This is a genomic window from Marisediminitalea lipolytica, assembly GCF_001758465.1.
Lineage (GTDB): Bacteria > Pseudomonadota > Gammaproteobacteria > Enterobacterales > Alteromonadaceae > Alteromonas > Alteromonas lipolytica.
In genome coordinates this window covers 532,368-558,571 of record NZ_MJIC01000015.1, presented here as the reverse complement: position 1 = coordinate 558,571, position 26,204 = coordinate 532,368, and the positions used below count along the sequence as shown (strand labels likewise).

The window sequence follows — 26,204 nt, the reverse complement described above, 5'->3', positions numbered from 1 at the left end:
GGCTTTTACAGGCTACTGTTATCCGCGCAGGACGGCAGCCAGTTGAGGATTCGAACCTTGCCAAAGATTGCTTTACTGTCGGCAATATCCGCTTGATAGTAATCAACCAGCATGGCTTTTTCGTCTTCAAACATACACGAAGGGCTAAAGGAGTAATCACCTTTTCCTTCCAGATGCTCATCTAACGCATTGGTGTAACATTCAAGGTTCTCGCTGTTACCTTCAAATACCGGGGAGAAGTAGTATGTGTCACCTTCAATCGCCAGCGCCGAGCAGTAAAACGTTTCTGCCCATGCAGACTTTAACAATCCCCCGCTAGTCACAACTAAAACCACCTTAAACAGTTTAAGGCTGAATCCCCTGTGCATACTGTGTCATCCTTTACTGTTAGCTACCTTCTTAAGTTATCTGTTTCTGGTTATTTTTTCCACAACCCGGAACACTTTAATTATTCTCAAGCTGAGCAACGGCAGGCTTATAGCCCTGCGCCGCAGATAAACTCAGCCAATGCTGACTCAACCGGGCGTCTTCCGCCTTACCCGCGGCGGTGGCATACATAACAGACAAAGCATACTGCGCTTTAGCATTACCAGCCTCGGCAGCCCGGGAAAACAACGCTGCAGCTTTTTCCAAATCCCGTTCCACCGCTAATCCGGTTTCGTATAACCAGGCCAGTTCGGTCATTGCCGCGTAATTGGGGGGAGTCTGTTCACTAAGATGAATAAGCTGGGTAAGTGCCTGCTCGTTTTCGCCGCGCATCAGCAAACGTTTTACGCTTAACATGGGGTCGCTGTCTGCGGCATCGTCGTCGGTAAGTGACTGCAACAATCGCCCGGCGTCTTCATCGCCATCCAGTGCGGCGACCATCAACCAATGGCGTGCGGTTTCAACTGCTACTAATTCAGGGTGTTCAAGCGCCATTAGCCCTACCTGATAAGCCCCAGCGCGACTGCCCGCCTCTGCTGCCTGCAGATAATAATCACGGGCTATAGTCAGGTTAGATTCCACGCCTTTCCCCTGCTCATAAAGGATCCCCAGATTAAACAAGGCTTCTGATTTTCCGGCCCCTTCGATGTGCTGCCACATGGCGTGGGCCAGCGTGTAGTTTGCCATTTTATACTCGGCATAGGCCATATAGAGCTGAACTCTGGGCTGAGCGCTAACAAACTCATCAGAAAGACGTTCTTCGGCACTGGCCTGAAATCCGGCTACCGACAGCATGAGCAGACATGCAGGAATAATATTGCGCATAGTTCACCTGTTACCTCAACCTTATTACCTAAGCCTAAGACAAAATGAAAACAGATGATCTCCTACTTTAGGCCTTTTTTGGCCAGGCCGTGTTAAACAGGCAAAAAAAAGCAGGCCAGTGGATGAGGGCCTGCTGCAAAGGATTCTAATAGAGTTAAGAGACACTATTAAAACTACGTACGCGTTTAATGTAACCTCTTAAAAAACCAATTGCAAATAATAATTATTCTCATTAATGAATTTTGCTAATACCGCTAACCAGGCTATCGATCACCATTCTGATCTTGGGTGACAGATGCCGGGTAGGCGGATACAACGCCCAAATCCCTTCCCGGGCTATCTGCTGATTGGGTAATAATTCAATCAGTTCACCCGACTCAAGGTAAGGCCTGATGTAATAATCCGGCAATTGAATAATGCCGAGGTTTTTTAGCGCCGCGTCTATTAACGCCACACCACTGTTGCAACGTAATCGAGGTTTAACCCGCACGATCTCGGTTTTACCGTTACGGTTAAATTTCCAGTTGCCTGAGGTACCTAAAATACACTGGTGATTCGGCAATTCTGATAACGAATGCGGCGTACCCTGCTTTTCCAGATAGGTTGGTGAAGCGGCAAGATGCCATGCCCGACTGGATAAGCGGCGAGCAATTAACGACGAGTCTTCCAGCTCGCCCAGGCGAATCGCCAGGTCGTAACCATCGTGAATCAAATCCACCACCTGGTTGGTAAGGGAAAGGTGAATTTCGAGGTCCGGATGGGCAGCCGAAATGTCATTAACGATTGGCGCGATTACCCTTTCTCCGTAGGTAACCGGGGCGGTCATTTTTAACTTTCCGGTAGGCTTGGCCTGCAGGTCAGTCACCACTTTTTCGGCGGCCGAGAGCTCTTCCAGAATAGGTTTGCAGTGGCGGTAGAATGTCTCACCAGAGTCGGTTACCGCCACCACCCGGGTGGTGCGGTTAAGTAATTTTGTGCTTAAGCGGTTTTCCAGTTTTGCAACCTGCCGAGAAACCTGCGCCGTAGACATGCCCAACCGTTTGGCCGCCAGGGTAAAATTCTGCGCTTCCACCACCGCCACAAACTCATTAATCCCTTCCCAGTTCGCCATAAATCCCCAATTATTACCATATGGTAAAAGTGATTTGCATAATTTAGCTATTGTTACTGATTCTATCAGGTCTACAATGAACAGACATAATATTTATGATAACCAAGAGGATTTTGAAATATGGCAGATGTGATTACCTGTAAAGCAGCGATTGCCTGGGAAGCGGGCAAACCGTTAAGCATTGAAGAAGTGCAGGTTGCACCACCGAAAGCCGGTGAAGTGCGCGTAAAAATTGTTGCCACAGGTGTTTGTCATACCGATGCTTTCACATTATCAGGTGATGATCCGGAAGGCGTTTTCCCGGCGATTTTAGGCCACGAAGGTGGCGGTATCGTTGAGTCTGTGGGCGAGGGCGTTACCTCACTGAAAGTGGGCGATCACGTTATTCCTCTTTACACTGCAGAATGTGGTAAGTGTAAATTCTGTACCTCAGGCAAAACCAACCTGTGTAGCGCAGTGCGTGAAACCCAGGGTAAAGGCCTGATGCCTGACGGCACTACCCGCTTTACCTGTAACGGAAAAGAAATTTTCCACTACATGGGCTGTTCTACGTTCTCTGAGTACACCGTACTGCCTGAGATTTCACTGGCTAAGGTAAACCCGACTGCGCCTCTGGAAGAAGTGTGTCTGCTGGGTTGTGGTGTTACCACCGGTATGGGCGCGGTAACCAAAACCGCCAAAGTACAGGAAGGCGATACCGTCGCTATCTTTGGTCTGGGCGGTATCGGCCTGTCAGCAATTATCGGTGCAGCTATGGCCAAAGCAGGCCGTATTATCGGTATCGACTTAAACGAGTCTAAGTTTGAGCTGGCTAAGAAGCTGGGCGCAACAGACTGCATCAACCCTAAAGACTACGACAAGCCTATCCAGGAGGTGATTGTTGAAATGACCGACGGCGGTGTGGACTACTCATTCGAGTGTATTGGTAACGTGAATGTAATGCGTTCGGCACTAGAGTGTTGCCACAAAGGCTGGGGTGAGTCGGTTATTATCGGTGTTGCTGGTGCCGGTCAGGAAATCTCTACCCGTCCGTTCCAGTTAGTCACTGGTCGTGTATGGCGTGGTACTGCCTTTGGTGGCGTAAAAGGCCGTTCTGAATTACCGGGTATCGTAGAAGATTACCTGGCCGGTAAATTCGCTCTGAACGATTTTATTACCCACACCATGCCGCTGGAAGACATCAACGAAGCCTTCGACCTGATGCACGAAGGTAAGAGCATCCGCAGCGTAATTCATTACAACAGTTAATAACTGCGCCCGCCGCCAGCAGTCGACCCACAATCCGGGCGGCGGGGTAGTTTTTTCTTTGGACATTGGAAAGTAACATGACAATAGAAAATATCAGTTGTAATAAGATCTTTGGTGGCTGGCATAAGCAGTATACCCATCGCTCTGAAGTCAACCGCTGTACCATGCGATTTGCGATTTATCTGCCGCCGCAGTGCAGCAACGGCACTAAAGTGCCGGTGGTTTACTGGCTTTCGGGCCTGACCTGTACCGACGAAAACTTTATGCAAAAAGCCGGTGCACAACGTGTTGCCGCTGAGCTGGGCATCGCCATTGTCGCGCCAGACACTTCACCACGCGGCGATGACGTGGCAGACGACGATAATTATGATTTGGGCAAAGGTGCAGGCTTTTACGTAAATGCCACCCAGCAGCCCTGGGCTACTCATTACCACATGTATGACTACGTGGTAAAAGAGTTACCGGCGATTATCGAAGAAAACTTCCCGGTTTCGTCAACCCGTGCGATTGCCGGTCACTCTATGGGTGGTCACGGTGCATTAAGCATTGCGCTTAAAAACCCGGGCATGTTTACCTCGGCATCGGCGTTTAGCCCAATCACCAATCCGGTTAACTGTCCGTGGGGCCAGAAAGCATTTACTGCCTATCTGGGCGATGATAAAGCAGCCTGGCAAGCCCATGACACAGTGTGCCTGATTAACGACGCCAAAGAGCAGGTGCCAATGCTGGTTGACCAGGGACTGGACGACAGTTTCCTGAGTGAACAGTTAAAACCGGAAGCACTGCAACAAGCGGCTGAAGCCAATCAGTATCCGCTCACGCTGCGTCAGCATGAAGGCTACGATCACAGCTATTACTTTATTGCCTCGTTTATTGCCGATCATCTGCGCTTCCATGCCGATCATTTCTGAATAAACGACGTTTGATTACAAAGGCTGCCTGCGAGGCGGCCTTTTTTTTGCTCTGAAAAGGTTTCAGGCTGAATAACTACTTATAATTTGCCACACCCTTAAGTGGTTTACCGTCCACCTGATTAGCTCTAAATTAAACTTATGACGATCAGGAAAAGGAAGTTGCTGCAATGAAAAAGACCCGCCATTACAGAGCTGCAGCATTAGTGGGCATGTTATCGCTTACCGTATTTATGGCCTATTCTAATTACCACAGCCAACACGGTGCAGCGCAGAAAAAACCGCAGGTAACTGCGAAGAACGAGGCTCAGGCACAGTTACTCGTACAGCGCTGATAGTGTATCCGGACTAATCAAAACTCTTGCTGATAAGACAACGCAATAAAGTCCAGACCGGGGTTTGGCTCTTTTAAGCCGGCATTGGAATAGTGAAAATATCTTACAGAAACATGATGCTCATTGTTTTTACCAAATTGCATCATGAGGCCCAGCCGGTCTTCAAACTGATAGTGGGTGCTGACATTCTTACCGGCAAAGTAAGTATCATCAATAAACGACACGCCAATACCCGCTTCTAAAAATACCGGCGCCTGATTTATATCACCAATTTGCTTAACCAGTACCGGTGAAATAGCCAGCACAAAGTTACTGTCGTGGGCATCATGTTCGCCATATTCCCACAGGTTTACGCTGGTTTCCCAAAACAGGCGAATATCTTCACTGATGGCATCAAAAGCACCGGCGTTATATCTGGCGGCCAGCTTAATTCCATCCACGTCGCCTTCACCGTGAATGTAGTCAACCGAATAACCAAAGTTACCGGCATAACTAAAACCCGGCAGGAGTGTAATTACTAAGGTCAGTAATAATTTTTTCATAATAGGATCTTTTTAGTGTGTTAGTTGAGTCACACATTTTAAATCCTATTAATATGGATGTTTATTGCTATAAAATCTCGCAAACAATCTACCATACAGAATGATCTTAACAGTTTTGTTATATCTGCTAAGCATCCGTTTTACGACTGAACAGACAAGACGATAAGTAACCAATCAACAGGATAAAGCTACGATCAACGTCCTGTTTTTCGGCGTAGTAATTAACTTGCAATTAGTTTTAGTACGATGCTGCTAATAGTGAAATAACTCCGTCAGGGATTGGGGTAGCGGCCTTGGTGTAAGTTTTTGCCATAACGACTCAGTGATCTCCGCCGGTTTACCCAACAACCGGCAACGCACAATGACACTCCCCATAATGGCGTCGATTTCGAGCTCCCGGCCTTTTTCAAAATCAATTAACATCGACGTTTTAATGGAGTTAAAGGATTTGATTAGCTGAAACATCTCATCCACTTCATCCGGCGTTATTGCAACTGCATCATAGCTCGCAGCCCTGGCAGTTTCCTGCATTGCACCATACACTTGCTTAGCCAGCTCCGGGCGATGTGTGAGATCGTAGGTTTTTAGCTGCTCCGCGGCAGACAATGGGTTTACCCCACAATTAACGATTAACTTACGCCATAACTCTTTACGAATGTCATGGCTTAGCTCCAGCGGCACCCCTTGATCCAACCAGTGTTGTGCCAGTTCAGTTAGCGCTGCGGGCAGCGTATCACTGGCAGGCCAGGGCCCTAAAATAATTTTATAAATGCCTGTAGTGGTGGCAACACCTGGTTGCGATATTTCGCCGCCACTGCGCACCGATAAGCCTCCCCACACCCGCTCAGAGCCTAAATAACTTGCCAGTAATGGCTCATTATCCACCCCGTTTTGCACTGACAATACCGGGCATGAGCCCGCTTGAAACCAACTGCCAAGTTCAGCCAGCGCACTTTGTGTCTGAGTGGCTTTCAGCGCTATTACGATAACGTCAAAGTCATCAGCCTTACACGCTTCCTTTAACTCAGCATGGGAATAAGCCGGCAAAGCGTGATGACGGACTTCACCATCGTGTACCACGGTAAGACCATTTTGTTTAAGCGCTTTCAGGTGCTCGCCACGCGCCGTTACCGAGACATTTACTTTGGCAGAGGCCAGGCGCTCGGCATAAAAGCTGCCAATCGCGCCGCAGCCCATCATCAGTACATTCATTGGTTGTCTTACAAGTATTAGTTATTACTCACACATTAATGGGAGTTTTTGCGATGTTCAACTACCAATACTGACAACGCTATATCTGACAATCCCGTATTACCGAAGACAAATAGCATGCTAGTAAAAATTTCTTACCGGATTCGAACAGATAGCGGCAATAGCTTAGTCATCCAGGTCAGAACCACAGCAACAGATTGGTAAAGTCTCTTCTAATCCGGATGTTGACGTACAATTCTTGACGACTTTTTAAAGGCAAAAAAATCCCTGTTACGTCTGAACAGGGATTTGTACCTACAAGTTATTAAGAGCTTCCCGTTAAAAGCAAGCTAATGTAGTGATTAGTCGTATTACTTTGTGCGCCACCAGAGACTGCCGATTTCGCGAATGGTATTAGTTCCGCAGTGAACCTCACCGGCTATCGCATGGTGGGTAAGCCAGTCGTCGATGTAATGCACTTTCAGGCCTGCGGACTGATACGCAGAAGTGACCGCCTGCTGTAAAATATCGCTACCCTCGATAACCGGACCAAATTGTTTAGGCGCAATATAGTTGTGCTCGTCAATGACAATACCATTAATAGCACCAGGGTGAGCTGAAAGCAGCCTGCCCGGGCCATAGGTTATTTCCATATCAGCGGCTGGCTGGACGTAATCGATTAGCTGAAAATCACGCAGGTCTTCCGGGTCGACAAATGCCTGTTTTACTATCCCCGGGATCTCTATAATTTCATCATCGCTAAGGCCGAGCTCACGTACCAGTAGCGCTCTGTTTTCGTCAATTTTTGCCTGGGCAAACTGATTATCTTCCATTAACTTAGCATTGCTGAGTAAATCATTGATGGTTTTATCGGAGTAATCAGCCTTTGAGTACGCTTTTACATCACCATAACCGTCCGCCTGGGCCTGTTTTAATATAGCAATTAAGGCTTTCGGACTAAGGATCGTCATTTTCCAGCCACGCGGTGTATCGGCAGGCACAAACTGCACAAATTCATCCACATGCCCGATTGCTAACCATGACGTATCCAGTACGATAGGATCCTGCACTTTCTGGCTCGCGAAGAAAGTACGCCAGTCTTTATGCGGCGAAATACCATCCCCGGCATCACCATAAATAATTCTGCCTACCGGATAGGTGACGCCATTCAGTGAATAGGGCGGTACAGTTTCCAGGTTGCCAAACGAATCAACCTGGTGATAGCCCACACCACCTAATTGAACCGCGCCGAATCCCGGCCCTTTAAAATCAAACACCGCCCGGCCACCAACCCGGCCCGGCTGAGATGAACGAAGCGCAATCTTAATCACTGCATGTTCGCCGTCAGGTTTAGGCATAGACACATAGCCAAACTCAACATAGTCCTGAGCCCAGTTGTCGGTTGTTGTCATTATTTTTACCGGCTCACCAAGCCCGGAGGCGGCAACACCGGCGCGCAAGTCTTTAATAAAGCCTTGGTGATTAGCACTATCGCCCGACTCAGATGACAGTACAATGTCGGCATCTTCGGTATGGTTAAACGTCACTACGGGTGCAACCTGCATCATCAGCGAATCCTGTTGAGTTCCCTGCGCTGTTTCCGCTGTGACAGTAAGTTCAATTACACCATCCCACTGCTGGCTGTCTCTGACCACATCCCTGGCATCCACGCCCAGTGTAGCACCCCGTTTAATTTCCTCTGCGGTAAATGCGGCACCAGACTCCAGGTATTGCCACTTGCTGTTACGTTGAATAAATACGCGTGTTTGGGCTTTACTGCTGGCATTAACACTAATACTGGCCGATTGAGTGCCTTCTGGTAAGGCTAATAACCTGACTGGTGCAAAGTTCTGGCTAGCACGTGGGGTATTGTCCTGTGCATCATGACAGGCTTCCAGCGCTTCATCTGACAAGGCAGAACCTGAATCTGCACAGCGATTTTCACTATCACCGATATTTGGCAACACAATCGCGCCGGCGATGATACTCGCCTGGTGTTTGTCCGTTATATCGCTGGTTCCGGCAATATCAACCATACCATCACGATTCGAGTCGCCAAGAATAAAAGTCGAGCTAACGGACTCTTGCGCAGTAGGCGCACCGTCGCAGGCAACCAACATAAAAGAGGCGCCTAAAATGGCTAAGGTTAATTTACTGAAATTATTGTTCATCCTGGATTTCTTCTTTTACCTGTAGTGAATGAGATGTCGCGTTTACCGCTATCTAACATGCATAGTTAACCTTAATAAAACGCTCAGTGCGTGTATATAACCATTGAGGGGTATGAAGAGTTGGAGCACCGTGGTGGCTTAGCCATAACCCTGACTTTATAGTGTGCTTGTTGATTAACGCGCGTTCTTGTTGTTTTTAGGCATGTTAAACAGACTTCAAAATGATATATCACATTACCGTCTGTTTTTAAAACAGGGGGAGTGACAAAGCGGAATCACTGCGAGAAAATGACCTACTAGCGCCGGTGCAAATCGTACTAAGAGCCCGAAAAACAACAAGGAGAGTTGTATGGGTATGCCATTAAGAATGTCATTAGCAGCCGCCATTTTTACGGTATCTGTAATTTTCGGCTGCTCGACCACCACCATATCCGAGAAATCGCCAGGCGTTTTTAGCGTAGTTAGTTACCAGGTCAATATCCCTATGGCCGAGGTTCAACCTTCACTGACAGAATTACAAGGCAAGCAGAAATCGCTTATCGTGTTGCCTGTCACCACCGGGACTAATGCTGGCATCAACACTAACCTCATACACCACTTTTTGTTGCAACTGGATAAAAGTCTACGGGAAGCGGACCTTAAAGTAGTTGACTCCGACAGGGTAACTAAGCTGCTAGATGATATAGAAGACGCTAAAGCAACCGATAAACACCCCGGCCCGATTATCGACGTTGCCGATGCCGCAATCTTACCGACATTACAAACCGTGAGTCTTTCACAAACTTTTTCACCGGCAGCAAACTCGACCGTTGACGGACTACCCCAGCACTCTTCGGCCAGTTGCCGTTTCCATGCAGCGGTAACAGGCAAAGTGACGATATATGACTTATCGACTTTTAAAATAATAGCAACACTGATATTGGAGGGCACCGAAACAACCACCTTGGCTACCAGCAACGAAAAATGTCCGCTAGGTGAGGACGACACGTTTAACTTAACGTCACAGGCCGCCAACAACGCAATCGGTTTAGTCATGCCTGAGGTTCAGCACATATTTAGCCAGCCCGGATATGTATTAGACTATCGAAAAAAAGGCGATATACACTTGGTGAAAATATCTTTGGGAACTAAACAAAAATTGAAAGCAGGGCAGAAAATCGATTTTGCAAGAAGGTTTTTAAAGCGCAATTATCTCGGCGGTGAACTGATAATTGATACCGTACAATACGACTTTCAAGGTATTGTCTCTGACATGATTGATACTGATATTGCCTGGGTTGAGGTCCACAGGGAAGCTGAAACGCAACTGATGATAGGTGATCAGGCGAAAGTACATACGGGTCCGGATTGTAACTTTGGCGGTTTTAAAATGCCTGATCTGTTAAACCTTTTAAAACGTCCTTCGGAAGAGTAGAAAGAAGCCTCAAGGCAATAATAGTGTCTGCATTATTATTTGGTTAAGCCAAGAAATAACGCTTTTTGAAAAATACTCATCAGGCTAATTCTCCGTCAAATGCCGAACAAATATCCCCCGTTAACTCTTGTTACCGCACAATGATTACGGCTTATCGATACCACCGCCAAACAGCAACTGAACAAGTTATCATTGTCACATACCTGTTTATGAGTTGAAGCTTTGAAATATCTAGTTAGTTGTTGTTCTCTGTTGCTGGCCTGCCCAACCCTGGCCGATGGCCCGCATATCGAGAGAGTGGTGGTATTTGGCAAACAAAGCGATCTCATCGGTGAGTCTATTTCTGCCTCAGAGGGCGTTATCGGCGCAGGCGATATTGCCCAGCGCCCCCTGTTACGCGCGGGCGAAATCCTGGAGTTTGTACCCGGAATGGTGGTAACCCAGCACAGCGGTTCGGGCAAGGCTAACCAGTATTTTTTACGCGGGTTTAACCTTGATCACGGCACCGACTTCAGCATTACACTTGATGGCATGCCGGTTAATATGCGTACTCATGGCCATGGTCAGGGCTATTCCGATCTCAACTTCATCACGCCTGAATTTATTCAACAAATTAATTACCAGAAAGGCCCGTACCGGGCAACGCAGGGGGATTTCTCTGTTGCAGGCGCGGCTAACTTTGCGCTGGTGTCATCCTTCGCAAAGCCCTTTGCAAAACTTGAAGTAGGTGAAAATGGCTATCTTCGTACCGTTGCCGCAACCAATATCGCAGTAGGTGACGATAGTCTGGCCCTGGGCGGTGAATGGCAACAATACGATGGCCCCTGGACCGATATTAACGAAGATATTGGCAAGGCCAGTGTTTTTGCCCGCTATCGAAAAGCCACCAGCGACAGCGTGTTACATGTGACCTTGTTAGGCTATGACAACCAGTGGGATGCCGCCGACCAAATCCCCCTGCGGGCGGTACAACAAGGTCTGATAGATGAGCTTGGCTCCATTGATAACACTTTAGGGGGGGATTCCAGCCGCTACAGTCTGTCACTTAACTGGCAAAACGCTGACTGGTTAGTGAATGCTTACGCTGTTTCTTCCAGACTGAATCTGTTTTCTAACTTTACCTACTACCTTGAAAATCCTGAACGTGGTGATCAGTTTGAGCAGGTGGATGAACGAACCCTCTATGGCGGCAGCGTTTCACGCTTTTATTCCGCATCGGTGGGTGATACGCACTTTCATCTTATCGCCGGGCTGGAAACGCGGTTCGATGATATCCGTGAAGTCGGACTGTACGCCACCGACCAGCGGGAGCGGCTCGGCACGGTTCGTCGCGATAGCGTGAATGAATATTCAGTGGCAGGATTTTTACAGCTGGATGCAGACCTTACCGACAACCTGACAGCCCATGCCGATATCCGTCATGATTACCTGGCGGTCGATGTAAACAGCGACAATGAACAAAACAGCGGTGACGACAGCGACCATATCACCAGCCTGAAAGCGGGCATTAGCTACATTATCAATGATGCATGGCAAGCCTACTTTAATGCTGGCCAATCGTTTCATTCTAACGATGCTCGCGGCGCAGTAATACGTATTGATCCGGCTTCTGGCGAAGTCACAAATCCGGTTGATCTTTTGGTACGCGGCGAAGGTGCAGAAATAGGTTTACGTGTAGCACGATATCGCTACTACAACGCATCACTGTCGCTTTGGTATCTTAATAACGATTCCGAACTGGTGTTTGTCGGCGATGCCGGTAACACCGAAGCCAGCCGGGCGTCACAACGCCGGGGAGTAGAGCTTTCGGTGTATTACTGGTTTACCGCTAACCTGACCACCGACCTGGAACTGGCCTGGACTGACTCACAATATCGTGAAGATGAAGAGGGCGAAGGGCGGCATATTGAAGGCTCACTGCCTGTTGTGGCGAGCCTGGGCCTTAACTGGCAAATGAACGATGACTGGCGCAGCGATGTACGCCTGCGTTACTTTGGTAAACGCACGCTGGACAGTTTTAAAACGCACCAGTCTGAAACCTTTACCGTGGTAAATGCCAGTCTGGTGTATGAAACCTCGCAATGGCAAACCAGTTTATCCGTGCTCAACCTGTTCGACAGTAACGACCACGACATTGACTACTGGTATGCCAGCCGCCTGCCCGGAGAACCCACTCAGGGCACAGACGACCTGCATTATCATCCCATCGAGCCGCGCACTCTCAGAGCGGCAGTAAGCTACGCCTTTTGACCATGCTTTCTGAGTTTAAGGCTGATAAGTGACACCAGCGCCAGGTAGGCTGTTAACGCCCCTATAGCAAGCCACGCTTCACCGGTCATCACCAGGCCGGGAAGCAGGGCGATAAGTAAAATTTCCAGAACCGACGTGGGCACATAGGCTATCGCGTAGTCGTCGAGTACTTTGGACTGACTTTTCGGGTCGACCACGCGCAGCAGTAAAATTCCCATTGCCACAGTGCCGGTCATCCAGCCCCAGGAAAACACGCCCTTTTCAACCCATTCATCACCAAACAACCAGGGGGCTACAACAAAGGTCAAAAACAAACACAGGGCAATCCCCGCCACAAACACCGTTAACAGCGGCGCAAAATAGTCAATCACCAGGCTGATTTTAATAGAAGCTATACCAAAAAATACCAGATAATCGGTGGCGGAACCGGCGCCCATCTGAAAAATGCGACTGTCAAAATGGGTCAGATAGCCTGTTTTATTCAACAGGATGCGTAAGCCATAGCCGATTAAAAAGGCACAGGCAAACACCGGTACCGAGACCCACTGCCCGGCCGACGACAGCACCGCCGACAAATGGTAAGCCAGCAGGATAACCAGACCAATTAAAGCAAAGTGCAGGGTGAAGGTATTGATTGATGCCGAGGAAACAGTTTCGACACCAAGGCTTTCCCGCTCGTTATGCGGAATTAAACCTTGCCGAAAATGCAGCTCCAGCTCTTCGAATTTTCGCACATGGGTGATCACACCCAGGCGGGACAGAACATTAACGATTAACATGCCGCCCAGCACCGCTAAAAACACGCCCAGGGTGGCGAATGTCAGCGCCAGCGTCATTGCACCGTCCCAGCCTAAGTCGGCCAGCGTATTACCAACGGCGACAGCCGTGCCGTGCCCGCCCATAAACCCGGCTGGCATTAAAATACCAAAAGCCCGGGGTAAATCAGGCCAGATGATGCCAATCAGCACCATGCCCAACAGCACGGCAAGTAAATACTGAGACACCATCACTATTTGATTAAACGCCCAGAGTCGACCAGTGCGCTGAATCAGGGTAGTGTAATCGGGCAAGCGGGTCGTTAGCCCCAGACAGGCAAAAATAACTGCGATCAGCAAACCACCATAACTACTGGCAAAGTTTAACTGGATAACATTAAGGCCGTTGTTTGCCAGTACCAGCGCCAGCAAACCCGCCAGCAATGCCACCGGAATATACAATCGTTGTAATAACGTTATTTTTACCCGCAACACTTTGCAAAGCAGCATCAAACCGCTTGCAATACCAATATCGTTGGCTAGTTCCCAAATATTAATACATCACCTCCGATATTCTTTATCACTTAATCTCAGCGGGTGCTGGCATTAAGCCAGCCCTGCTGATTTTTCTTAGTAGCCCAAGGCTTCTGCTCCGGGTCGGCGTGGATCGGCGGCACCGTAAAAGAAGCCGTCTTTGTATTCCACAGACTGCGTACTGCCCATGGTAAATGGCGTAGATTCAATACTGTGCCCCATGGTGGATAAAATAGCGCGGGTGTCAGGACTGATCCCCGGCTCCAGATAAACTTTATCCGGTAACCACTGGTGATGAATGCGTGGCGCATGGGTTGCTTCAGCCAGATTCATTTTATGGTCAATTACGTTCATCAGTACCTGCATAACGCTGGTAATAATGCGGCTGCCACCCGGACTGCCTGTAGCCATAAAGGGTTTACCGTTTGCAGCTACGATCACCGGCGTCATAGAGCTTAACGAACGCTTGTATGAGCTAATAGCATTGGCTTCACCGCCCACCAGTCCATAGCCATTTGGCGAACCGGGTTTAGCAGAAAAGTCGTCCATACCGTTATTTAACAGAATACCGGTACCCGGCACCATTAAACCCGAGCCGTAGGAGTAATTCAGCGAATAGGTATTCGACACCACGTTACCAAACTTATCCATTACTGAGTAATGGGTTGTGTCCGGGCTTTCCGGGCGACGCGGCGTGCCGGGGTTAACTTCGCTGGACAATCTGGCTTTATCGGCCGGGATCGCCGCAATGGTTTGTTCAGCGTAAGCTTCGCTGGTCAGCCATTCAACCGGAATATCGTTAACATCCGGGTCGCCAAGGTGTTTACTACGGTCGGCATAAGCCTGGCGCATAGCTTCGCTCATCAGGTGAATGGTGGCTGCTGAGTTATGGCCCATGGATTCGATATCGTAATGTTCAAACACGTTAAACATTTGCAGGATATGCACACCACCAGAGCTTGGCGGAGGCATAATGATGATCTCTTTACCACGGTAAGTGCCGCGCAGCGGCTCACGTTCGGCAACCTTGTAGTTGGCGAGGTCTTCCATGGTAACAATGCCGCCGTTTGCCTGCATATCAGCCACTAACTTTTTGGCAATGGCGCCTTTATAAAACGCATCAGCGCCATTTTTTGCAATTTGCTCCAGCGACCACGCTAAATCGGACTGTATCAGGGTATCACCACTTCTGAGCGCCACACCATTGTCATCTAAAAAGACTTTCATTGCCGCCGGTTCCTGACTCAGGCGTTTGGTAGAACGCTTCAGCGAATAGGCCATATCGTCAGTAACGCGGATGCCTTCTTTGGCCAGTTTTATGGCTGGCTTCACTAACTCTTTAAGGGTCATGGTGCCGTATTTTTTTACCGCCAGATCAAACGCGGCTACCGTACCGGGAATACCAAAGCCAGCACGGGTTGAGCGAATAGCATGTTCATCTACACTGCCATCCGGTAACAAATACATATTACGGTGCGCGGCACCCGGTGCCATTTCTTTATAATCCAGTGCGATGTATTTATCTTCTTCAGCGATATAAGCCAGCATGAAACCGCCACCGGAGATATTACCGGCACGAGGCAAGGTAACAGCCAACGCAAAGCCTACGGCAACCGCAGCATCTACCGCATTACCGCCTTGTTCCAGAATTTCTACGCCAATCTCCGTGGCCAGGGCATTTTGACTGGCAACCATACCATGGCGAGCCGACACCGGGTGTTCAATGCTGTCATATTCGATGAGCGGTAAATCTGCGGTGGTTGGCGATGGCGCTTGCTGGGCAACAGCAACCGAGCAAGCAAATGTAAACACTGATGACAGCAGAGCCGTTCGCAGCAGTTTAAAGGTCTTAGTTTTCTGCATAAAGATCTCTCTTGATAAAAACAGCGATGGTCCTGCAAAAGCAGGCCATCGCGTTTAACGGCTAAGGATTTAGAAGGTATATACTGCTTTAGCAAACAGATAACGCCCCTGGAAGCCGTAAGGAGAGAAGCCTGGGTAAGCAGAAATAAAGTCAAACTGACCAGCATTTTCCACGCCACCAGCTCGCTCTACACCTGACTCAGGATACTTATCGAACAGGTTGTTTACACCGGCTGAAATGTTCAGATCATCAGTTAATGCATAACCAAATTCAGCATCGATAATCACTGCACTATCAATAGTTACGTCACCGGCAGTGGTAGTGCCAGGCTGTGTAACATCACCATAATAGTTAGCTCGCAGCGTAACATTCAGGGCATCTTTGCTCCAAATTGCCGAGAAGTTACCTTTGGTTTCTGGTGCCGCATTTTCTAAACGCGCACGTTCACGACGGGCAAACAACGAGCTTGGTTCAAACAAAGAAGCAGGACCAACGGTAGCAATAACATCACTGACTTCGGTATCGTTAAAGTTTAAGCCGGCTGACAGGCGTAAATCACCGGAGAACGCTTCAAAGTTATACGAGGTGGTGATATCGATACCCTGAGTTTCGCTGTCTACACCATTAATAAAGAAGCGTGCCGCGGCAACACCTTCGATGTTATTTTCGGCAAAGATTTGCTCAACAATGGCACTCTCGCTGTCATCGTTACCCAGAGTTTCTGATAACACGATACGATCATCAATTTCGATGCGGTACGCATCTACCGTAACATTCAGGTTCTGAATTGGCGTCCAGGTGAAACCGATACTGTAGTTAATCGATTCTTCAGCTTGCAGCTGACCGCCACCTAAGGCCTGTGCAGCTGGGCTTGTAGCTGGCATAGTACCAATATCAAAGGCCTCACCACCAACAAAGTTAGTGGTTACTGAGGTGTAGAACTGCTGTTGCAGTGAAGGGGCACGGAAACCGGTGCTTACCGAACCACGAACTGAGAAATCATCAGTAAACGAATAACGCGCCGCCACTTTAAAGTTAGAGGTACTACCAAAATCTGAGTAATCCTCAAAGCGCGCCGCAAGCGTTGTATTAAGATCTTCGGTAATGTCGATATCAAACTCAGCATAAATTGAGTAAGAATCACGATCTTCGTCTACTTCGCCTGCTTCAGAGAAATACAGAGAGCCCTGGGCAAATAGGGCTGACGTTGGATAAACCGGGTTGCCGTTGGCATCAAAGATCGGGTTACCATCTTCATCCAGAGACTGGCGGTTTGTATAAGCCTCTTCGTCACCGGCGTTGATTTCAAACACTTCCTGACGATATTCCAGACCCCAGGCGAATGAGACATCAGAGAACATGTCACCTAAATCGATAAAGCGTGAGAAATCCAGGTTCACCCCGGTTTGACCGTACTTAAGCTCACCACCATAAAATTCGGTTGGCGTATCCAGCAGGTAAGTTACGTTAGCAGTATTTTTGTTGGTATATTCCACCGAGTTGTAACCGGTTACAACGCTGGCGTTATAATCCCACTCACCAGCAACACCACGAACTCCTGCGAGGAAAGACCAGTCAGAAATATCTGCATGCATGCGCGGACCAAAGCCGTCAGGATAGATTTCCTGGATCAGGAAACCTTCGTCGCCTGCTTCACGGAAGAACGCGCCTGAGACAGATTTTCTGTCCTGGAAAGTTGCCGTAGAATACAGTTCTACACCATTCCCCAGAGAATAGCCTGCGTTAGCCAGTATGGTTGAAGATTCAGTTTCCGGCGCACCTACGCGGAAACGGTCACGATTGGTGGTAATTTCGCGCGGGTCAAAAGAGCCGTCTTCCAGCATCGGATAGGTATCACCATCATCCATACCACCACGATTGGTGCGGTTAGCATGGTTATACTCAGCAGTTAGGTTTAAGAAACCGTCATCACCCAGGGCGAAGCCAATGTTACCGGCGATGTTATAGTTTTCACCGTCGCGGCGGGAAATATCGTCACCGTAAATACCGGCAACACGGTTGCTACCGTTAGGCACTACCACGCCATTGGCATCAGTTTGAACACCGGTCATCTCTGGCAATCCGTCCAGCGTGGTATCGTAATAACCACCAGAAACCGAGATAGAGCCGCCTTCGCTGGCATCTTTGGTTACGATGTTGATAACACCGGCGATAGCGTCTGAACCATACTGTGCAGCAGCACCATCACGCAGAATTTCAACGCGTTTGATGGCAGATGAAGGAATTGAGTTTAAATCCACTGATACCGAACCACGACCGGCAGAACCATTGATGTTCAGTAACGCACTGCTGTGAAAACGACGACCGTTTACCAATACCAATGTTTGATCGGGGGCCAGACCGCGTAAGGATGCAGGTTTGATGTGCTCAGTACCATCTACCAGTGAAGGCTGGTAAAAGTTAAAGCTTGGTACGACATTTTGCATCTGGCGGTTAATATCGTTAAATCCGCCTTTTTGCAGGTCGTCCGCACTGATTAAATCGATAGGGACGTTACTTTCGATAACCGTACGGCCCGGACGGCGAGAACCGATAACCGTGATCTGTTCGGTTTCTTCATCGCTTGCTTCTGGCCCGGTTTCCTGCGCACTTACGTAGTTTGCGCCAACCAACATGGGTAACCCCAACACTATAGCACTGGTTACTTTGTTCCAAGAAAATGCCTTCATTGCTTGTTACTCCTATGAATTTTTTATTGTTTTTGTAGATGAATTATTTATTTGGGTTGTGTGTCCTAGCTTAATATTTTTAAAAAGGTGACTGGCACCAACTGTCGCACCATTAAACTCATACATCGCGTCTAACAGTATTTGCCAGATAAATTCCACACTGCTTACTTCAGGCAAAAGCAGAAATCCGGTTTCGTTGTTTAAGTCGAACCGAATAATGGTTGTAATTACTTGCTCAATAGAAGTGCGAATGACTTCCAGATTTTTGCAGGCCGCAGCAGAGATATCCACGGCACATATTTTAGCCAGCACCTGTTGAGCCTGAGCACCGTACAGCCCCAGACAGGCGTAGTGCTCATTTAACGGGAACTGGTACAGCGGGGTGTCGGTAAAAGCCGATTTTTCGCTATTGCCGGTTAAATCCAGCTGCCAGTATTCGTTGTCAGTCAGCTTAAAAACGGCACAAAGCTCAGAGACTGATTCGCCTGTATTCACCTGTTGAGGAACTGGCAAACCAAGTGCCTTGATAGTGGCTGCCGCCTCATCTGAAATCACACTGGCGTAGTCGGCAAACACCGATAAATCACACAGTGAAACAGCCAGTGGCTGTTCTGGTTGCTGGCCGGCATAATGGCTGACCACCAGCCCCCGCACGCCGGGCACATACTGCGCTTGATGAGCATCATGCCAGCCGTTTAACAGACTCTGGCGCTGCGCAAACAGGTTTGTAGTATTCAGGCTCATGCCACACACTCCTCGGTGATTTGCGGTGTACTCGGTGATGTCAGAAGCTGCACCTCTGCCGACAGTAACTGGCCGCTTTCAGACTTTATGGTTAGTGACTGCGGGGCCTGCTTAGCGTAAATAATCGCCATACCGGTCACGCATTTAAGTCGCGGGGAGTAGCAACACGAGGTGACGCGACCAACCAGCCGCTGTTGGTCAACGACCAGTAGATTTTCTTTTATTTGAGACGCCAGACTGGCCGGGGCTTTAAACTGCACCAGTTGTTTATCAAGCTCACTGATATAATCGCCCAGCATATGACGCGTGTTTTGCAAAGCAGGCTTGGTGGGATCGACAGCCCATTGCAGTCCCAGCGAATCTGGTGTGGACTCAGGATCGGAGTCCTGGCCAATAGCGATATCACCGTGCTCTATTTTGAGTCGGCGTAAGGCCTCGTTGCCCAGCGGTTTTACTTCGGGTTGGTTGAGCAAATACTGCCACACTGCCACCGCATGATGTTGCGGCACGTGCAGCTCGAAGGCCGGTTCTGCAATACAGTTTATTTTGAATAGCCGACACGTAATGCCACCGGCCTCAACCTCGCCATTAGCCAGTTCAGCACCAGCCATGCGGTTTGTATTGGCGACACCAAACACCCCGGCCAGCAGTGCCGATGACCGCGGCCCGGCAATAACCAGCTTGGTCCATGCCGAAGCCACGTTTCTGACCACCGCTTTAAGCTGGCCAAGCACCTGCGTTTTTTCCAGTTCCATCGCCAGGCTATCGGCTCTTGCCTGACTGGTGGTTACATAGAAATGCTGTTCACCCAAACGGTGGACTACAGCATCTCCCGTAACGGCGTACAGTTTATTAACTTGCAGCGCATAGCGACTCTCGCCTACCGCCAGAGTGGAAAATGTCGCGGCAAACACAGACTCCAGCAAAGTAAGCGCCTGCTGACCCACCACATCAATACCACCTTGCATGGTGACATCACAAATGCCAACGTGCTGGTACACATGCTTCATTTCATTTTCGATAATGGTATCGCTGTTCTCACCATAGCAGCGGGGGCGCAGCCATTTACCCGCAATGTCCATGCTGGCGTTAAGTGCAACATGTTCATCATGCAGTGGCGTTTTACGGGTAACAAACCCCGTACGGCCAGCCAGGTGCCCGACAAACTCGGGAGAGAAAGGCGGACGCGCTGTGGTCACCCCGGTTTGTGCTACGCTGCGCTGGGTTTCAGCCGCCACCAGCCTGGCTGTATTCAGCGCCGAATGCCGCCCCTGAGAAGGCCCCATACCGACCGTTGAATAACGTTTTACCAGTTGGATATGGGCATAGCCGTCTGCTACCGAATTAACAATATCGGCAATCTGTAAATCTTCATCAAAATCGACAAACTCTTTACCCTTAGGGTGGGCAAAGATAGGCCATGGCACATTGGGTATGCCCATTCGGATTGGGTCATCGTATTGAGTGGAGTCTGAAGCTGGTTTTACAGCTTGTGCTCCAGCCCGGGCACCATCATCGATAACATCCTGCAGATCCCAACAACCGTTAAGCGCACCGCAAATCGCGACATTCGAGGCCAGGTTATTGATGGCAAAAGCACTCATTTTTTCGTCATATGACAATGTGGCTCCGCCCTGACACAGCAACTGATAGGTCGGCACATAACCGCCCGACATACAGAGCAGGTCACAGCTGATTTGGGTTGACTGATTGCCACACTCGCCGCGACCGGTAATACGACGAATCTCGACCTGACTCAAATGACCGGTTTTGCTGTCTGCTTTGGCACTGAACACGGTGGAATGGGTGAAAACTTCAATATGTTGCGCCCTGACCTTAGCAGCCAGTTCATTTTCTGCCGCCTGCTCACGCAGATCCACAATCGCTTTGACCTTAACCCCGGCCTCCATCAGATCAAGGGCCAGAGCATAAGCATTGTCGTCTCCCGCCAGCAAGACGGCTTCCTTACCCGGCTGAATGGCGTACAGCCGCATAAAGCGCTGAGCAGCAGTTACCGTCATAATGCCGGGCAGATCGTTATTGCGAAACACCACCGGCTGTTCAATAACACCGGTACTGACAATCAGCTTTTCGGTACGCACTTTATGCATACGGTTGCCACTGATCACAGGGAGCCAGTTATCGGTAAACCAGCCGTTACACACACTGTTTGTCATTACCGTAATATTGTCGGCCGCTTCAATCTGGCTGATAAGTTCCTGTCGGGTGTTACCGGCAACTTCGCCTTCGACATCAAACCGGCAGTAATTTAACGAGCCACCGAGCACAGGCTGTTCTTCAACCAGTAAAACCCTGGCACCTTGTGCCGCACTTGCCAGCGCGGCTGACATACCAGCGGCTCCGCCACCGATTACCGTGACATCAAAATGGTGATACTGCTTATCAAAATAGCCAAAAGGCGTTTCGGTATTTAACACCCCAAGTCCGGCTACCTTTCTGAATAAGGGCGCCCATTTTTCCCACACATTTTTGGGGCGGAAGAAAGCCTTGTAATAAAAGGCGACTGGCAAAAAACGAGAGACCAGACCAAGCATCGCCATGCGATCAGATTTTAGGGAACCCACATAGTTTTGCCCGGTAACCTGCATACCGGGTTTTAACTTGATCACGTCACCCAGCGCATTGGCATGGTCGGGAAGCTGTACCAGGGTATTGGCATCATGCCCCAGTGAAGTCATGGAGCCGCGCGGGCGGTGATATTTAAAAGAACGGCTGAGTACGCTGATGTTATTGGCGAGCAAAGCTGAAACGATAGTATCGCCTTCGAAGCCTTGCAGGGACTGCCCTTCAAAATGAAAGGAAATGGTTTTATCACGGTTGATCAGGGTACCAAATGGCGCTGGCAGACGCAGGTTCTTAATCATGTTCTTCCTCCCCGTCAGCAGAATTTGCCGCATTGGCCGGATAGGCTTTGATAATGCGGTCGGTAACGCGACAACGTTCCAGATACAACCAGAATGCCGACGGGTTATGCCGCCACAACTCAGTCACTACGCCTGTGCCGTTTTCTTTAAAAAACACTTGTTCTGCCCAGGCGGCAGAGGCATCAGTTGCGGTTTCGTCGCGCGGTTCAACTGCGCCAGCAAAGCTAAATTCAGACACCGGACGAGGCCCGTTTTGCGGGCAAGGGATTATTTTCATTGGAACAAAGATCCTTGAATAATACTGGGACTAATGCACTTCTGCAGTCGCGCCAACTTCATTAACTTGTTTAAAGCGGTAGAACCGCTCGAGGGCAAAATCTTCGATCAACGCTGGCGGTTTGCCGGTCGCCACACACTCGGCCATGGTTTTGGCCGAAACAGGCGCCGCCTTAAAGCCATAGGTGCCCCACCCCGCATTAAGGTAATAATTTTTCAGTGGGCTCAGCCCCATAATTGGGCTGTAATCCGGTGTCACATCGGCAATTCCGCCCCACTGCCGCAATATTTGCGCATGCTGTAAAAAGGGGAACAATTCGATAATCGCACTGGCCAGCATTTCTTTGCGCTCTAAGGTGGCTCTTGAGCTGTACAGCGGATAATCGTCAGCGCCACTGCCAATCACAAACTCGCCACGAGACGTTTGGTGCGTAAATACTTTTAACTGCGGCGAACTCACATGGGGGGTAAGTAAGGGTTTGTAGTTCTGCGTGACCATTGCCTGTAGCGGGTAGGTTTGGATTGGTAAGCGTATCCCTGCTTTAGCCGCTATCAGAGAACTGTGACCCGCTACCGCCTGCACCACACAGCCACAGCTGATTTTCCCGCGGTTAGTTTTAACCTCAGTTACCCGGCCATTCTCAATGGTAAAATCCTCAACTTCAGTAAGTTGATGTAATTCTACGCCACGCTCACAAGCGCCTTTGGTGTAGCCCCAGACAATGGCATCATGTCGGGCGGTTGCGCCATCGGCATGCCATAAGCCAGCTAAAATAGGAAAGCGTACGTTCTCAGACAGATTTAACTCGGGCGCAAGCTCTTTGATGGTCTGGCGATCAACCATTTCGATGTTAGTGCCGAGATGTTTACCTATCTCTGCCCGCCAGCGGAAGTTTCGTAATGTCGTATCATTATGCGCCAGCGTTAACTGACCGCGCTGCTCGTGCATAATGTTATAGCCGAATTCATTACTGAGATCCTGATATAACCTGGCTGACTCTTTATAAAAATTAACGCCGGTCTCAGTTAAATAATTTGACCGGATGACAGCGGTGTTTCGAGCACTGTTTCCGCCACCTAAGTAAGCTTTATCAAGCAATGCCACATTGGTAATACCGTGGTACTTCGCCAGATAATAAGCCATGCCTGCACCATGGGCGCCGGCACCGATAATCACTACGTCATAATGTGACTTTAGTGATTTTCCAGCAGAGAAATGTGGCTCTGCAGGATAACGGCGGCTCAAGCCATACTTCAATAAACCAAACGGCATTCGCCACCTCTTAATGTTAAGCCTTAATGCAATAAAAAAAGCAAGTGGTCCACTACGTGAACACACTTGCGAACACATGAAAAGTAAATAAGGAATACTTATAAGATAAGTCAGAAAGCACCGCTAAAGCGGCTGCATTTCCAACAATCTTCGTGATCGATAATGGTAATATTGCATTTTTGTGTCAACGGATTGCCTTAAGTATTAGTAATACTTATGATAGACATCAGACATTACTAATAATGAAATTTCCCATTTACGGACAGACAGCAATGAGTAAGTCACTGGATCTCAACGCTTTAAAAATATTTGTTGTGGTAGCCGAATCCAAAACCCTGACTCAGGCGGCAGAAAGGCTTGGGATTACCCAGTCAGCGGTGTCACAAACCCTGAAGCAGCTGGAAACAATCACCGACAGTGTGCTGATAGAGCGAAGCTCACGGCCATTGCGCCTGACCCCCAGTGGCAGCTTGCTGTATGCCCGCTCACAACCCCTTTTAAACGACAGCAAAAACCTGCTGGACGATGTAAAAATGGCAGCCGGAGGCGGATTAAGTGAGCTACGCATTGGCATGATTGATTGTTTTTCGGATGTTGGGGGGGAACAACTGGTGCGGCAGTTACAGTCTTTCTCGACTAACTTTACCTTGCGTACAGGCCTGGTTTCGCCGTTGTCGCAGGCTTTATTAGAGCGCGAACTCGACCTGCTGGTGACCAGCGATCCCATGACGGAACAAGCCGACTTACAACGCTTTCCAATCATCCGCGATCCCTTTGTCATTGTCGTGTCGGATCAGCTTGAGCTGGACTCTGAAACGCCTGGCTGGCTGGCCAAGAACCTGCCGTTTATCCAGTACGACCGAACCACCCGGTTAGGCATGTTAACCGGTATCATCACCAAGCGACTGCGCATTGAGCCCAATACCCGGTTTGAACTGGACAGCACTGAAATGTTGTTAAAATTTGTCCGCCAGGGGCATGGCTGGTCGATCATTTCCAGCCTTTGCATGGTTGGTTCAATCGAGCTGTTGCATAATATTAAAGTGCTGAATCTGGATGACGGCGTAAACGCACGCTATATCTCTTTGTTAAGCAGGGAAGGAGAATTCAGCTCTATTCCTGAACAAGCCGCCCGGATATGCCGGGGCATATACGACGAAAATGTGCTTCCCCACCTGAACCGTTTGGCCCCCTGGCTTGCGGGCAAAGCAAAATCAACTACAAATATGCCATTGATTTAAAAGAATTTAAATTTCAACCAACCCAAAAGCCACCTTTATTTCGCTATATTACGAAATAAAGATTGCCTATATTTCGTTAATTCGCTAAATTACGAATTAATAAACTACACAGGCAGTCAAGTTATGTCAGATGTATTTCAGGCGCTTTCCAGTCCGGTGCGCCGCCAGATACTGCACTTGTTGAAACAAAAAGATTATTCCGCAGGTGAAATTGCCGAACAAATAGATGTGGCCAAATCGACACTGTCTGGCCATTTTAATGTACTGAAAAGTGCCAATCTGGTTGTCACGGTTAAAGAAGGCACCACTATTACTTATTCATTAAACACCAGCGTATTGGAGGACGTGCTGACCAGCATGCTTAATCTGCTGGACTCCCCCAAAACCGAATCAACTAAGGAGCAACCATGAACACGATTAAACTGGCTGGATTGATAGTTACCGTTAGTGTTATTGCCTCGGTTACCGCGTTGATGCAAATACCCCCGGAGTTCACGTTGCCTGTTCACTGGGGCATCAGTGGCAAGGCAGATGCCTCGGCCAGCGCGACCTTTGCGTTATTTGTGCCGCCACTGCTGATGCTGGCGCTAACCGGGTTATTAGCTTCGCTTAAATTTTTAGAGCCGAGAAAACGGCATCTGGCACAATCCAGGGTAGGTATTCATGCCATTTTCTGGGCGCTGATGGCACTGTTTATTGCCGTGGAAGCAGGTTACTTAATGCTGGCCAACGGCTTTGATGTGCCCATGTTCCAACTAATAATCAGTGCTTTGGGCATTTCTTTTATGATTATGGGCAACTATTTTGGCAAGGTACGCAGTAACTTTTTTATTGGTATTAAAACGCCGTGGACACTTTGCAGTGATGTAGTTTGGCAGAAAACTCACCGCCTGGCAGGAAAATTAACCCTGGCCGCGGGCTTATTAACCAGCGTGCTTGTCTGGGTATTACCAACAAATCTCGCTGGTTTACTGGTAGCGGGTTTACTAGTGCCCAGCCTGTTAATCCCGACAGCGATGTCCTGGTGGTACTGGCGTGCATTGTAATAAAGCCGCCACTTCCACGAATAAAATATTCGCAATGACTGGTCGGACTTAAAATTATATTTAGCCACCTACTTGCTCATTGCAAAAGAATTGGGTTTAATGGACTTCTAAGGCGTGGTTAATAATTAACCAAAACAGTAACACGGAGGTAACCTGAATGCGGGTTAAAGGCGCTTTTAAAATTTTGTTATGTTTTGCTCTGTCACTGCCGGCAGCAGCTGTACAGCCTGATTCTGAAGATGCACTCACAAAATTCCGTCAGGAACACGCATTCCAGGGCCCGACCACCAGCTATCCATCACAGCAACGGGCGGTAGCCAGCATCGACGATAGTTATCTGCCTTTTATATTTTCGTTGTTTTCTATCACCATGATTATGCTGGCAGTAAGAAGTCAGCAACGACAGGATTATTCAAAGTATCGCGACCCTCGCTTTAAATAGCACCGAGAACTACAGACAAAAAAATGCCCG

The 26,204-nt window shown here is 48.8% G+C and carries 22 protein-coding genes; 9 read left to right on the top strand and 13 right to left on the bottom strand.

Features of this window, described 5'->3' with window-relative positions; all coding sequences use genetic code 11:
• Positions 1-5: 5 nt before the first annotated feature.
• The 3 genes from BFC17_RS17015 to BFC17_RS17005 all read right to left on the bottom strand — a co-directional run bounded on the left by BFC17_RS17015 (position 6) and on the right by BFC17_RS17005 (position 2,362).
• Entirely contained in the window at positions 6-323 is a 318-nt protein-coding gene (locus BFC17_RS17015) for a hypothetical protein (RefSeq protein ID WP_139142113.1), read from the bottom strand.
• A 121-nt stretch (positions 324-444) separates the two neighbouring features.
• Positions 445-1,251, bottom strand: coding sequence for a tetratricopeptide repeat protein (locus tag BFC17_RS17010; RefSeq protein ID WP_070177673.1), 807 nt, complete (start codon positions 1,249-1,251; stop codon positions 445-447).
• Between the two features lie 232 nt (positions 1,252-1,483).
• Positions 1,484-2,362: a LysR family transcriptional regulator gene (locus BFC17_RS17005; RefSeq protein WP_070177672.1), complete on the bottom strand. Its 879-nt coding sequence runs from the start codon at positions 2,360-2,362 to the stop codon at positions 1,484-1,486.
• A 120-nt stretch (positions 2,363-2,482) separates the two neighbouring features.
• Between BFC17_RS17005 and BFC17_RS17000 the strand changes: the two genes are divergently transcribed.
• The 3 genes from BFC17_RS17000 (at position 2,483) to BFC17_RS22635 (ending at position 4,856) form a co-directional block, all read left to right on the top strand.
• The gene (locus tag BFC17_RS17000) at positions 2,483-3,610 is read left to right on the top strand and encodes an S-(hydroxymethyl)glutathione dehydrogenase/class III alcohol dehydrogenase (RefSeq protein WP_070177671.1); all 1,128 of its coding nucleotides are present in this window, start codon (positions 2,483-2,485) and stop codon (positions 3,608-3,610) included.
• A 77-nt stretch (positions 3,611-3,687) separates the two neighbouring features.
• The gene (fghA, locus tag BFC17_RS16995) at positions 3,688-4,521 is read left to right on the top strand and encodes an S-formylglutathione hydrolase (RefSeq protein WP_070177670.1); all 834 of its coding nucleotides are present in this window, start codon (positions 3,688-3,690) and stop codon (positions 4,519-4,521) included.
• A gap of 170 nt (positions 4,522-4,691) precedes the next feature.
• Positions 4,692-4,856 carry a hypothetical protein gene (locus BFC17_RS22635; protein ID WP_175439592.1) on the top strand — a complete coding sequence of 55 codons (165 nt, stop codon included), beginning with the start codon at positions 4,692-4,694 and terminating at the stop codon, positions 4,854-4,856.
• A gap of 17 nt (positions 4,857-4,873) precedes the next feature.
• Here the strand turns inward: BFC17_RS22635 and BFC17_RS16990 are convergent, their stop codons facing one another.
• The 3 genes from BFC17_RS16990 to BFC17_RS16980 all read right to left on the bottom strand — a co-directional run bounded on the left by BFC17_RS16990 (position 4,874) and on the right by BFC17_RS16980 (position 8,760).
• Positions 4,874-5,398 (bottom strand): acyloxyacyl hydrolase, encoded by a 525-nt coding sequence (locus tag BFC17_RS16990; RefSeq protein ID WP_070177669.1) that lies wholly within the window; start codon positions 5,396-5,398, stop codon positions 4,874-4,876.
• A 252-nt stretch (positions 5,399-5,650) separates the two neighbouring features.
• Entirely contained in the window at positions 5,651-6,610 is a 960-nt protein-coding gene (locus BFC17_RS16985; protein ID WP_070177668.1) for a ketopantoate reductase family protein, read from the bottom strand.
• A gap of 350 nt (positions 6,611-6,960) precedes the next feature.
• The gene (locus tag BFC17_RS16980) at positions 6,961-8,760 is read right to left on the bottom strand and encodes a protein-arginine deiminase domain-containing protein (protein WP_070177667.1); all 1,800 of its coding nucleotides are present in this window, start codon (positions 8,758-8,760) and stop codon (positions 6,961-6,963) included.
• A 349-nt stretch (positions 8,761-9,109) separates the two neighbouring features.
• On the opposite strand from BFC17_RS16980, the gene BFC17_RS16975 reads away from it, so the two are divergent.
• Entirely contained in the window at positions 9,110-10,174 is a 1,065-nt protein-coding gene (locus tag BFC17_RS16975; RefSeq protein WP_070177666.1) for a hypothetical protein, read from the top strand.
• Between the two features lie 222 nt (positions 10,175-10,396).
• The gene (locus tag BFC17_RS16970; protein WP_083271796.1) at positions 10,397-12,424 is read left to right on the top strand and encodes a TonB-dependent receptor; all 2,028 of its coding nucleotides are present in this window, start codon (positions 10,397-10,399) and stop codon (positions 12,422-12,424) included.
• Here BFC17_RS16970 and BFC17_RS16965 read toward each other — a convergent pair.
• The 7 genes from BFC17_RS16965 to BFC17_RS16935 form a co-directional block, all read right to left on the bottom strand.
• Positions 12,412-13,689, bottom strand: coding sequence for a sodium/glutamate symporter (locus tag BFC17_RS16965; RefSeq protein ID WP_070177665.1), 1,278 nt, complete (start codon positions 13,687-13,689; stop codon positions 12,412-12,414). The genes BFC17_RS16970 and BFC17_RS16965 overlap by 13 nt on opposite strands.
• Before the next feature lie 120 nt (positions 13,690-13,809).
• Complete coding sequence (gene ggt, locus BFC17_RS16960; protein ID WP_070177664.1) at positions 13,810-15,576, bottom strand: gamma-glutamyltransferase; 1,767 nt, start codon at positions 15,574-15,576, stop codon at positions 13,810-13,812.
• Positions 15,577-15,645: 69 nt separating this feature from the next.
• Positions 15,646-18,267 carry a TonB-dependent receptor plug domain-containing protein gene (locus BFC17_RS16955; RefSeq protein ID WP_070177663.1) on the bottom strand — a complete coding sequence of 874 codons (2,622 nt, stop codon included), beginning with the start codon at positions 18,265-18,267 and terminating at the stop codon, positions 15,646-15,648.
• A 12-nt stretch (positions 18,268-18,279) separates the two neighbouring features.
• Positions 18,280-19,011, bottom strand: a complete 732-nt coding sequence (locus tag BFC17_RS16950; protein WP_070177662.1) for an aminomethyltransferase family protein — start codon at positions 19,009-19,011, stop codon at positions 18,280-18,282.
• Positions 19,008-21,896: a 2Fe-2S iron-sulfur cluster-binding protein gene (locus BFC17_RS16945; protein ID WP_070177661.1), complete on the bottom strand. Its 2,889-nt coding sequence runs from the start codon at positions 21,894-21,896 to the stop codon at positions 19,008-19,010. Before BFC17_RS16945 ends, BFC17_RS16950 begins: the two co-directional genes overlap by 4 nt.
• The gene (locus tag BFC17_RS16940) at positions 21,889-22,173 is read right to left on the bottom strand and encodes a sarcosine oxidase subunit delta (protein WP_070177660.1); all 285 of its coding nucleotides are present in this window, start codon (positions 22,171-22,173) and stop codon (positions 21,889-21,891) included. Before BFC17_RS16940 ends, BFC17_RS16945 begins: the two co-directional genes overlap by 8 nt.
• 30 nt (positions 22,174-22,203) lie before the next feature.
• Positions 22,204-23,445, bottom strand: coding sequence for an FAD-dependent oxidoreductase (locus BFC17_RS16935; protein ID WP_070177659.1), 1,242 nt, complete (start codon positions 23,443-23,445; stop codon positions 22,204-22,206).
• Positions 23,446-23,717: 272 nt separating this feature from the next.
• Here BFC17_RS16935 and BFC17_RS16930 point away from each other — a divergent pair, with 272 nt between their 5' ends.
• From BFC17_RS16930 to BFC17_RS16915, 4 genes are all read left to right on the top strand, one after another.
• Positions 23,718-24,686, top strand: a complete 969-nt coding sequence (locus BFC17_RS16930) for a LysR family transcriptional regulator (RefSeq protein WP_175439591.1) — start codon at positions 23,718-23,720, stop codon at positions 24,684-24,686.
• Between the two features lie 123 nt (positions 24,687-24,809).
• Positions 24,810-25,097 carry an autorepressor SdpR family transcription factor gene (locus BFC17_RS16925; protein WP_070177657.1) on the top strand — a complete coding sequence of 96 codons (288 nt, stop codon included), beginning with the start codon at positions 24,810-24,812 and terminating at the stop codon, positions 25,095-25,097.
• A complete protein-coding gene (locus tag BFC17_RS16920; protein WP_070177656.1) occupies positions 25,094-25,732 on the top strand; it encodes an SdpI family protein in 639 nt (212 codons plus the stop codon). Before BFC17_RS16925 ends, BFC17_RS16920 begins: the two co-directional genes overlap by 4 nt.
• A gap of 157 nt (positions 25,733-25,889) precedes the next feature.
• Positions 25,890-26,174, top strand: coding sequence for a hypothetical protein (locus tag BFC17_RS16915; RefSeq protein WP_070177655.1), 285 nt, complete (start codon positions 25,890-25,892; stop codon positions 26,172-26,174).
• The last annotated feature ends 30 nt before the right edge of the window (positions 26,175-26,204 follow it).